The sequence below is a fragment of the Acinetobacter seohaensis genome, assembly GCF_056431365.1.
Genome location: NZ_JBWKMK010000024.1, coordinates 40,455 through 48,335, shown reverse-complemented (window position 1 = coordinate 48,335; position 7,881 = coordinate 40,455). Strand labels below are relative to the sequence as shown.

The 7,881-nt window shown below is 40.1% G+C and carries 4 protein-coding genes, 3 pseudogenes and 1 other annotated feature; of the genes and pseudogenes, 3 read left to right on the top strand and 4 right to left on the bottom strand.

The window, feature by feature from the left end:
• Positions 1 to 120: 120 nt before the first annotated feature.
• Positions 121 to 579: pseudogene (locus AC07E5_RS04210) on the bottom strand (GAF domain-containing protein); the annotation flags it as partial.
• Positions 580 to 754: 175 nt separating this feature from the next.
• Between AC07E5_RS04210 and AC07E5_RS04205 the strand changes: the two are divergent.
• The 3 genes and pseudogenes from AC07E5_RS04205 to AC07E5_RS04195 form a co-directional block, all read left to right on the top strand.
• Positions 755 to 883 (top strand): annotated as a pseudogene (locus AC07E5_RS04205) (transposase); the annotation flags it as partial.
• Positions 873 to 1,135: pseudogene (locus AC07E5_RS04200) on the top strand (integrase core domain-containing protein); the annotation flags it as partial. The pseudogenes AC07E5_RS04205 and AC07E5_RS04200, both read left to right, overlap by 11 nt.
• A gap of 135 nt (positions 1,136 to 1,270) precedes the next feature.
• Positions 1,271 to 4,216, top strand: coding sequence for a bifunctional diguanylate cyclase/phosphodiesterase (locus AC07E5_RS04195; protein ID WP_498624680.1), 2,946 nt, complete (start codon positions 1,271 to 1,273; stop codon positions 4,214 to 4,216).
• Between the two features lie 190 nt (positions 4,217 to 4,406).
• Here AC07E5_RS04195 and AC07E5_RS04190 read toward each other — a convergent pair whose 3' ends face one another.
• The 3 genes from AC07E5_RS04190 to AC07E5_RS04180 all read right to left on the bottom strand — a co-directional run bounded on the left by AC07E5_RS04190 (position 4,407) and on the right by AC07E5_RS04180 (position 7,818).
• On the bottom strand, positions 4,407 to 5,702 hold the full coding sequence (locus AC07E5_RS04190) for a Y-family DNA polymerase (protein WP_498624679.1): 1,296 nt from the start codon (positions 5,700 to 5,702) through the stop codon (positions 4,407 to 4,409).
• A 31-nt stretch (positions 5,703 to 5,733) separates the two neighbouring features.
• Entirely contained in the window at positions 5,734 to 6,312 is a 579-nt protein-coding gene (locus AC07E5_RS04185; protein ID WP_020753601.1) for a LexA family protein, read from the bottom strand.
• A 286-nt stretch (positions 6,313 to 6,598) separates the two neighbouring features.
• Positions 6,599 to 7,818 (bottom strand): IS3 family transposase gene (locus tag AC07E5_RS04180; RefSeq protein WP_087513996.1). Its coding sequence is split into 2 segments (ribosomal slippage): positions 6,599 to 7,542 and positions 7,542 to 7,818, totalling 1,221 coding nucleotides; the frame shifts between segments, so codons are not numbered across the junction.
• Positions 7,427 to 7,543, bottom strand: a sequence feature (AL1L pseudoknot). It overlaps the preceding gene by 117 nt.
• Positions 7,819 to 7,881 lie beyond the last annotated feature (63 nt).

The following is a 7,881-nucleotide window of genomic DNA, read 5'->3' as shown; positions in this document are numbered from 1 at the left end:
GAGATTCATGCACGTGTAGCAGTCCTCAACAGATTTACGGAATTAGGTCGACCAGTTACCCAAGTTACGCCTTAAATTTGGCTCAATTAGGGGCGCTTTGCATTTCAAATCTTTGTGCAACAAAGCCATTTCGTTCTGTAAAATTCGACTGAGTAATAAACTAAATAATTCTAATAAATCACTATATTGTTCTATACTTTTAGGCTGTACTGATGGATCAATAGCACATAATGTACCGAAAACAGAGCCATCTTCCTTCAATAAAGGTTGACCTATATATGCATTTATATCCACTACCTTATTAATTCCAGCCTCTTCATATAATGGAATTTTTTTTGAATCATGTGCTATACGTGGCCCTTTGCCTAGTACCATCTTAGAACAATATGAATCAGTCCAATTAAAAACTTGTCCTGCTTTTACTCCATATCCACTGTCTTTAGCTTGAAGAACTATCCAATCATTACCTTCTGTACGAGTAATCATCCATAAATTAAAACCTAAGTGATTATGTAAATACTCTAAAATGGCTTTACCAGCATCTTCAAAATCTCTAAAGTTTTCATAAAAAAGACTCATAACTACTCACTATCAATACTTTAAAAATTTATATAACTTTATTTTAACAATAGTTTTATTTAAATTATTTTATTTAAAGATGAATTTACAAATTTCATAGATATGGTAATCCCCCCTAAAAATAATAGGATCTAAAAGTAGAATTTTCTCTTAAGATACGAGCAGGAGATTCTGCATGAAAACATCTAAATTTACTGACAGTCAGATCATGTCCATCTTGAAACAGGCAGAATCTGGCACACCTGTAGCGACCCTTTGCCGTGAACACGGCATGAGTAATGCTACCTTTTATAAATGGCATTCAAATCAGTATGGATGGTAAACTTGCGCAGTATACTGCTCATAGATTGATAATGTGATGGTTGAACGATTATGGCGGAACGTTAAATATGAAGAGGTGTATCTCAAAGCTTATAGCAGTGTCACAGATGCAAAAAAGCAATTGAGTGCATATTTTAAGTTTTATAATTTGAAACGACCTCATTCGAGTCTAGACAAAATGACACCCAATGAGTTTTACTATGATCAGCTACCCCAACAAAACAAGGTGGCTTAACTAGAGCGGAATATCACTTATAGAAGTTGTTCAAATTTCCGGATCCATCTCTCTATCTCACAGAGCAAATATGCTGCAAAAAAAAAATCTATTTTTAAACTTCTTGTCCTGACTGTAGTGATCATGAATATGTTCATGATCAGCTTACTAGTCTATACCTTACATACTTCACGTGAGCGCGAAGAAGCTGAAGCTCGGACCAGTGTAGAAAATTTAACCTCACTGCTTGAAAAAAGCGTGAGCAGCAGTACTCAAGAAATCAATTTGTCTTTATATACCTTACAAACCTATATCGAAAAAGAATTACGTGAAAAAAAACAAATAAATCATAAAGAGATGAATATCTTTATTCAAAAAGAAAAAAATTGGATCGGTTCTGTTGCTCGAATACACATTACCGATGAAAAAGGTCAAGTCCAATTCGCTGATCATGATATGGACGGTCAGAGGTCTAATTATGCAAATTATAGTTTTTTTAAAGAGGCCCAACAAAAAAGTACGGATCAACTGTTTGTCACCAAGCTGATGAGAGATCCAAATGGCCAAGGCTGGGTTCATCTATTTGCACGACGTTACAATCAGGGTGATGGAACTTTTGCAGGCATGATTATCACTACTTTACCTGCTAGCTACTTTAATCATCTGATTGCAGAACTGGATGTAGGCCCTAAAGGAGTGGTACTGTTACAAGACCTGGATATGCGAGTTATTGCACGTAATCCCATGCTTAAAACACCGAACGGAAAGGTGGGTTTTGTGGGGGGGCCACCGGAACTGTCACAACTGGTTCACTCCGGCGCACAGTCTGGCACTATTTATACTCGACGAACTACAGATAAAATCCCGCGTATTGGTAACTTTCGCAAGCTAAGTAGCATGCCTATTTTTGTTGTTGTTGCCTTCGGTGAAAAAGACTATCTGGCCCAATGGTATGAAGATGTTATTAAAGCCGTTTTGCTGGGATTACTCTTCATTGCGGTGACCACGATTGCTGGATGGTTACTTTGGCGGCAAATTCGGGCAAATATGTTGACCAATCGTCGTAGTCGGATGCTGTTACGTAATGCACAAGATGGTATTCATGTTCTAGATCGCCAAGGCAAGCTTCTTCAAGGTAGTGATTCCTTTTTTCGCATGATTGGTAGTACTCCGCAGGCAGCCTTGGGCAAAACCCTGTGTTACTGGGATAACGACTATAATAAGGCTGAGTTGCAAGAGCTGATCAATAGAGGGATTTCTACACCTGGAGGTATTCGCTTTGAAACCTGTTATCTAAACGCCCAAGGTGAGTGTTATCCGGTAGAAGTCAGTTCAATCCTGGTGCATCTTGATGATGATGAGGTATTCTTCTGCTCGGCACGTGATATTACCGAACGTAAAAAAGCAGAAGAAAACCTGCGTATTGCAGCGACCGCATTTAACTCTCAAGTCGGGATGCTGATTACAGATCCTCATTTGGTTATTTTACGCACTAATCATGCTTTTACAGAAATTACTGGCTATAGTGAACAAGAGTTGATTGGTTATACACCTAAAATCTTACAATCAGGCCTGCATGACAAAAACTTCTATACCAGCATGTGGAACCATATTCGCACGACAGGATCTTGGCAGGGTGAAATCTGGAATAAGCGCAAAAATGGCGGACTGTATCCACAACACATCTTGATTGCTGCTGTACGTGATGAGCATGGCCAAACCACACATTATGTTGCAACGATTAACGATATTTCTGCCTATAAAGCTGCAGAAGAAAAAGTACACTTGCTAGCGTTTTATGACTCTCTGACTAAACTGCCAAACCGTAGCCTATTTTTGGAACACCTTGAACAGAGCATGAGAGATACAAAAAATAAAAAACAGCTCGGCGCTGTTCTGTTAATAGATCTGGATAATTTTAAAGCTATAAATGACACTGCAGGCCATGAAACCGGAGACTACTTATTACAGCAAGTCGCAACTCGCCTGCTAGAATGCGTAGAAGCCAATCAAATGGTTGCACGACTGGGAAGTGATGAATTTGTGGTTCTGCTTGATCATCTTGGAAGCTCAGAGATGGAAGCTATCCCACAACTAGAAAAAACCGCAAAATATATTTTACAGACACTCACTCAACCTTACTTTTTGGCCGACTCTGAATATCATAATTCAGCCAGTATTGGGATCAGCCTATTTGGGATAGAAGCATGTGAAAATATCCAAGATCCAATTAAACGTGCTGATATGGCACTGTCTGACGCAAAGAATTATGGTCGAAATACTTATCGCTTTTTTGATCCTGAGATTCAATCTCAGGTTCAGGAGCGTGCTGAGATTGATACCGGATTACGTCAAGCACTAGAAAAAAACCAGCTGGTATTATATTACCAGCCACAAGTGAATGGTGCACAACAGGTGACAGGAGTAGAAGCCTTGTTACGTTGGCTGCATCCAGTTAAAGGAATGATTTCCCCTGCTCGTTTTATACCCGTCGCAGAAGAAAATGGTTTCATTATTACTCTGGGTCAATGGGTACTGGAAAGTGCCTGCCAACAATTGAGTGACTGGGCCAAGTATCCGCAAACTGCTCACCTCAGCATGGCTGTAAATGTCAGTGCTAGCCAATTTGCTCGCGATGAATTTGTTCAAGACGTACTCGAAATTTTGGAACGTACACAAGCTCCCGCACACTTACTCAAACTTGAACTTACTGAAAGCGCCTTAGTGATGCGGGTAGAAGACATTATTGAAAAAATGACGGTTCTTAAACGTTACGGGGTGATGTTCTCTCTAGATGATTTTGGTACAGGATATTCTTCTTTAACTTATTTACAGCGGATTCCGATTGATCAATTAAAAATCGATCAAGGTTTTGTTCGGGATATTATGGTGAGTGCCAATGATGCTGAAATTACCAAAATGATCATTGTTTTGGCAAAAACTTTGGGAATTTCTGTGCTGGCTGAAGGTGTAGAAACCGAAGCTCAACGGGATGTATTAGAAAAACAGGGTTGTTATCATTACCAGGGCTATCTGTTTGGTAGACCGATGCCGATTGATGAATTTGAGCAGTATTTCATACTTCATCGAACTCCGCATTGAATAGCCTTAGTTAAACTATATTGATGGCTTTAGATCAATTTGTCCCAACATATTGTTAAGAACCTAAAGTAATTTACCTGATAACTAATACAGAGGTGGTACCACTTGTTTGAACAACTAAAAGTGTATTTATAAGTGATATTCCGCTCTAGTTAGAAACTAAAACGAAATCAATTTATAGGCAGGACATTTACTTTACGCAAAGCAGTTGATCCCATTTAAAGTAGTTCTGTGTTAGCCGATTTCGTGACATATTCCATGTTCTGTTCGGCATTAAACTTGCGCCCAAGGCAATCTTGGTTTTGCCATACTTAAGATGAATCGCTTCAAGGGAATCCATCAAAGCATCACTGATCTCGATATGCTTCATGTCGGTAAACATGTCATATACATGGCTTGCCTTTGGTTCGAGACACGTCAGAATCACGCCACATTTCTTGAAGGCAATGTCTTTGGCATACAGGCCATCAATCATCGCTGTAGCGAGTTTAGATAGCATCAATAAGTTGTCGGTAGGTTCTGGTAAAGCCAAGGATAAAGACTTGTTGTAGAAGGGCTTTGAGCTATCAAATGGGTTTGATTGTACGAAACCAATCAGACAACCACACAACAGATTATCATCTCTCAGTCTGCTAACCGCATCCAAGACATATAGCGACATAGCCTCCTTGAGATCATCAATATGGTAGATGCGTTGACCAAATGAGCGACTCGCAATAATTTGCTTCTTGGCTGGTGGCGTATGTTCCAGTTCAATACAAGCAATTCCCTGCAGTTCCAATAAGGTTCTGTGCATCACTACAGAGAATTGGTCCCTGATCACCAGAGGGGAAGTTAAGACAAAATCCATAACTGAATGAATCCCCAGGCTGTTGAGCTTCTTGGAATGCTTTCGACCTATGCCCCAGATTTCACCAACATCTATGGCTTGATGCAGAGTTTCAGCAGAGCATGGATCCATTGAAACCAAGTTGCAAACACCATTGAAGTAAGCGTTCTTCTTGGCAATATGGTTCGCTAGTTTCGCTTCAGTCTTTGAGCGTCCAATGCCAATACATACAGGTAAACCAAGCCAAGAAAACACACGCTGACGAATCTGATGGGCATATTCAGTCAAGTCGTAATTCCCTGAATGAGCTGTCAGATCCAGAAAGCACTCATCAATTGAGTAAATCTCCTGCTCTTTGGGAGATACGAAATCGGACAGGATTTTCATGAATCTGCGAGACATCTCTGCATACAATGCATAGTTGCTCGATAGCACCTGCACCTGATGCTGCTCTACGATGTCCTTGATCTGAAAGAGAGGAACACCCATCTTGATGCCCAAGTCTTTGGCTTCTTGGGAACGTGCTACAGCACAGCCATCATTGTTGGATAGCACAATGACAGGCTTATTGTTCAAGCTTGGGTTAAAGATGCGTTCACAACTGACATAGCAGTTATTGATGTCTACTAAAGCGTAGATCTTGTTTTTACATTCCATGTTAAGAAACCAAGAAGAATGATGAACGCTACTAACGCTTTCTGAATGGCTTGATGACAAAAGTCACTACACCCCAAATTAGCATTTCCTGCCCATCTTGCAGATGAATGTCGGAATACTCAGGGTTCTCTGCTTTAAGCCAACGATTATCATCACCTTCGATCATGAGGCGTTTTACAGTGAACTCATTGTCGATCAGTGCAATCACGATGTCTTCATGCTTGGCTTCAATGCTACGGTCTACAATCAGTTCGTCATCAATCTCAATACCTGCATCCCTCATGGAAAGTGAAGCGACTCTCACAACGAATGTTGCTGCTTCATTTTTGATGAGGTGTTCATTCATGTCTAATGTTTTGTCGACATAATCCTGGGCAGGAGAAGGGAAGCCAGCAGCAACCTTTTCTGAAGCCAAAGGAATACTCATTACAGAGCTTGGATTCACTAGGGTTATAGATGCTACATCATTGAACTTGGCTTTATTTGATCCTGTTAGGTAATTCTTTATTTCAAGAATTCTAGACTCAGGCACACGAATGACCTTAGTAGGTTCATCATATAGAGGCTTTCTACCTGCACCATCTCGACTACCTCCACGTTGTCCAACCATACAATTCACTCCCCAACAATTGAATATGTAACATAATCAAATGATAGGGGATGAGCTTAATCGAAGACAATGAAATTACGATGAATGGTTGATGTGAATCATCAAATGATGTTCCTTTGAGCAGACCTTTACTTATGTCAACGTAGAGGTCAAACCAAGAGGAAGAATAGTTAGTGCCGCCTTCGGCGGTGTTTTGGGATAACCGATTAATGCAAATCCAAACCAAAGGAAACCACTATGAAAATCATGAACCGTACCGGTTTTGTCGGAGACTTTTTTATTTAAGTTAAGCCACCTGACCTAACGGGTTAATCTTATCATAGTACATTGCTTCAAACTCAAAAGGCGACACATAACCTAGTGCACTGTGTACACGCTTTTTATTGAACCAATCTACCCAGTTTAGTGTCGCAAGTTGTACATCTGCTAAACCTTGCCAATCTGCTTTTAAATATTCAATCACCTCTGTTTTGTATAAGCCATTCACCGTTTCAGCCAAAGCATTATCGTATGAATCACCAGTTGTATCGACTGATGCTCGTAAATTTGCTGCTTCTAAACGATTGGTATAGCGAATCGAAAGATATTGCACACCCCTGTCGGAATGATGAATCACATTCTTTGGCATGCCTCGATCGTGCAATGCTTGCTCAAGTGCATCGAGCACCATATCTGTATTCATCCGTGTAGATACTTTCCATCCAACAATTGCTCGTGAGAACACATCAATAATAAAGGCGGTATAGACCCAGCCTGAATGAGTTTGAATATACGTAAAGTCACTGACCCATAATTGGTCAGGTCGATCAGCACTAAAATTACGTTTCACTAAATCATCTGCTCGTTTTTGATCATCTCGGTTGCGGGTAGTTTGTTTGTTCTTACCACGCCAAACACCTTGTATATCTAGCTTCTGCATCAATCGAGCAACTGTACAACGTGCAATAACATAACCCTCACGTTTCAATTGTTGCCAAACTTTACGTACACCATATCGACCTGAACTTTCCTTCCAAATTCGTTTAATTTGTTCAGCATGATGCTTATAATGTAGATCTCGTTTCGCTCGATGTTCTGGATTGTCAGCGAGATCTAAAGTTCGGTAATAAGTTGAAGCTGCGATCGGTAAAATCCTACAAATCGCATCAACACCATATAAGTCTTTATTGTTATGGATGAAATCCACCATTATTTGTGTGGGCGGTCGAGCTCCGCCTGGGCGAAAAAAGCGGCTGCTTTACGTAGAATTTCATTGGCACGCTTTAATTCTTTAATTTCACGTTCCATTTGCTTCATTTTTTCTTGATCAGATATCTGTTGTACTTTAATAGGATTTTGCTGATCTAAATGCTTTTGATGCCAGGCACGAAGTGTTTCAGGAGTACAACCAATCTTAGGCGCAATTGCTGTGATTGCAGCCCAAGTAGAAGGATAATCTTTTTCAGATTCAATTAGTAATTGAACCGCTCTTTCTCTAATTTCGGGGGTATAGGTTGGTTTTTTCATCGGAATAGTCTCTCAGAATATTGAGTCTCCGACAAACCCGGTACGGTTCACTTCCTTATTCCA